The sequence below is a fragment of the Actinoplanes sp. NPDC026623 genome (assembly GCF_040638275.1).
GTDB lineage: Bacteria > Actinomycetota > Actinomycetes > Mycobacteriales > Micromonosporaceae > Actinoplanes.
In genome coordinates this window covers 1-2,008 of sequence record NZ_JBEZXZ010000414.1, presented here as the reverse complement: position 1 = coordinate 2,008, position 2,008 = coordinate 1, and the positions used below count along the sequence as shown (strand labels likewise).

1 protein-coding gene is annotated in these 2,008 nt (G+C 74.7%); it reads right to left on the bottom strand.

Going from position 1 to position 2,008, the window contains the following annotated elements; translation table 11 throughout:
• Positions 1-2,008, bottom strand: a 2,008-nt coding sequence (locus AB0F10_RS45360; protein WP_360640787.1) for a beta-ketoacyl synthase N-terminal-like domain-containing protein, incomplete at both ends; no start/stop codon positions are given.

The window sequence follows — 2,008 nt, the reverse complement described above, 5'->3', positions numbered from 1 at the left end:
CCTGCTCGACAATCACGTGCGCGTTCGTGCCGGAAACACCGAACGACGAGACCCCCGCCCGGCGCGGCCGGTCCACCGCCGGCCAGTCACGGGCCGACGTCAGCAGTTCGACGGCGCCCGATTCCCAGTCGACCTGATGGCTGGGCTCGTCGACGTGCAGGGTCTGCGGCATCACCCCGTGCCGCATGGCCATGACCATCTTGATGACGCCGCCGACGCCGGCCGCCGCCTGGGTGTGGCCCAGGTTCGACTTGAGCGAGCCGAGGTAGAGGGGCTCGCCGCCCGCGCGGTCCTGGCCGTAGGCCGCGAGCAGCGCGTGCGCCTCGATCGGGTCGCCCAGCGTGGTTCCGGTGCCGTGCGCCTCGACCGCGTCCACCTCGGACGCGCTCAGGCCGGCGTTCGCGAGCGCCTGCCGGATCACCCGGGTCTGTGACGGGCCGTTGGGTGCGGTGAGTCCGTTGGAGGCGCCGTCCTGATTGACAGCCGAGCCGCGGAGCAGCGCGAGCACCCGGTGCCCGTTGGCCCGGGCGTCGGAGAGCCGTTCGAGGACGAGGACGCCGACGCCCTCGGACCAGCCGGTGCCGTCCGCGGAATCGGCGAACGACTTGCAGCGGCCGTCCGCGGCGAGGCCGCGCTGCCGGGAGAAACCGATGAACGTGTCCGGGGTGGGCATCACGGTGACGCCGCCGGCCAGCGCGAGGGTGCACTCGCCCTGCCGCAGCGACTGGGCGGCCAGGTGCATGGCGACCAGCGACGACGAGCAGGCGGTGTCGATGGTCATGGCCGGTCCCTCGAAGCCGAACGTGTACGACACCCGGCCGGAGACCACGCTCGACGAGGCGCCGGTGCCGAGGAAGCCCTCGACCTCCTCCGGGATCTCGGCCAGCCAGGCCGCGTAGTTGTGGTACATGACGCCGGCGAAAACGCCGGTCCGCGAGCCGCGCAGCCCGGACGGGTCGATGCCGGCCCGCTCGACCGCCTCCCACGAGGTCTCCAGCAGCAGCCGCTGCTGCGGGTCCATGGCGACCGCCTCGCGCGGGCTGATCCCGAAGAACGCCGGGTCGAACATGGCGGCGTCGTGCAGGAAGCCACCCTCGCGGACGTACGAGGTGCCGGCCTTCGACGGGTCGTCGCTGAACAGCGTCGACAGGTCCCAGCCACGGTCGTCCGGGAAGTCCGAGATGCCGTCCCCCCCGGCCGCCAGCAGCGCCCACAGGTCCTCGGGTGACGAGACGCCGCCCGGGTAGCGGCAGCTCATGCCGACGATCGCGATCGGCTCGTCGGCGGCGGCAGCGACCGGCGCCGCCGCCTCGTCCGCCGCGCCGCCGGCGAGCTCGCCCACCAGGTAGCGGGCCAGCGCCTCGGGCGTCGGGTAGTCGAAGACCAGGGTGGCCGGCAGCCGCAGCCCGGAGACCTCGGCGAGCCGGTTGCGCAGCTCGACGGCGGTCAGCGAGTCGAAGCCCAGGTCGGCGAAGGACGACCGCGGGTCCACCTCGGCCGCCGAGCCGAAGCCGAGCACCCGGGCCGCCTCGGCGCGGATCGCCGCGATGATGACGTCGAAGTCGGCGACCAGCGAGGCGGCGCCCGCGCCGGCGCGGGCGGTCCGGCGCCGCGCGCGGACCAGGCCGCGCAGCATCGGCGGGAGGTTCCCGCCGGACAGCGAGGCGGTGTCGAGCCGCATCGCGACCAGGGCCGGGTCGTCGCCGGCGGCGGCCCGGTCGAACAGGGCGAGGCCGTCGGCGGCGTCGAACGGCAGCGCGCCGGAGCGGGTCATCCGGTCCCGGTCGACGTCGGTGAGTGCGCCGGTCATGGCGCTGTCCGCGGTGGCCCAGGGGCCCCAGGCGATCGCCGTGGCGGGCAGGCCGGCCGCGTGCCGGTCGCGGGCGAGCGCGTCGAGGTAGGAGTTGGCGGCCGCGTAGTTGGCCTGGCCGGGCGAGCCCAGGACGCCGGCGGCCGAGGAGAACAGCACGAACGCGGTCAGCTCACGGTCACGGGTCAGCTCGTCCAG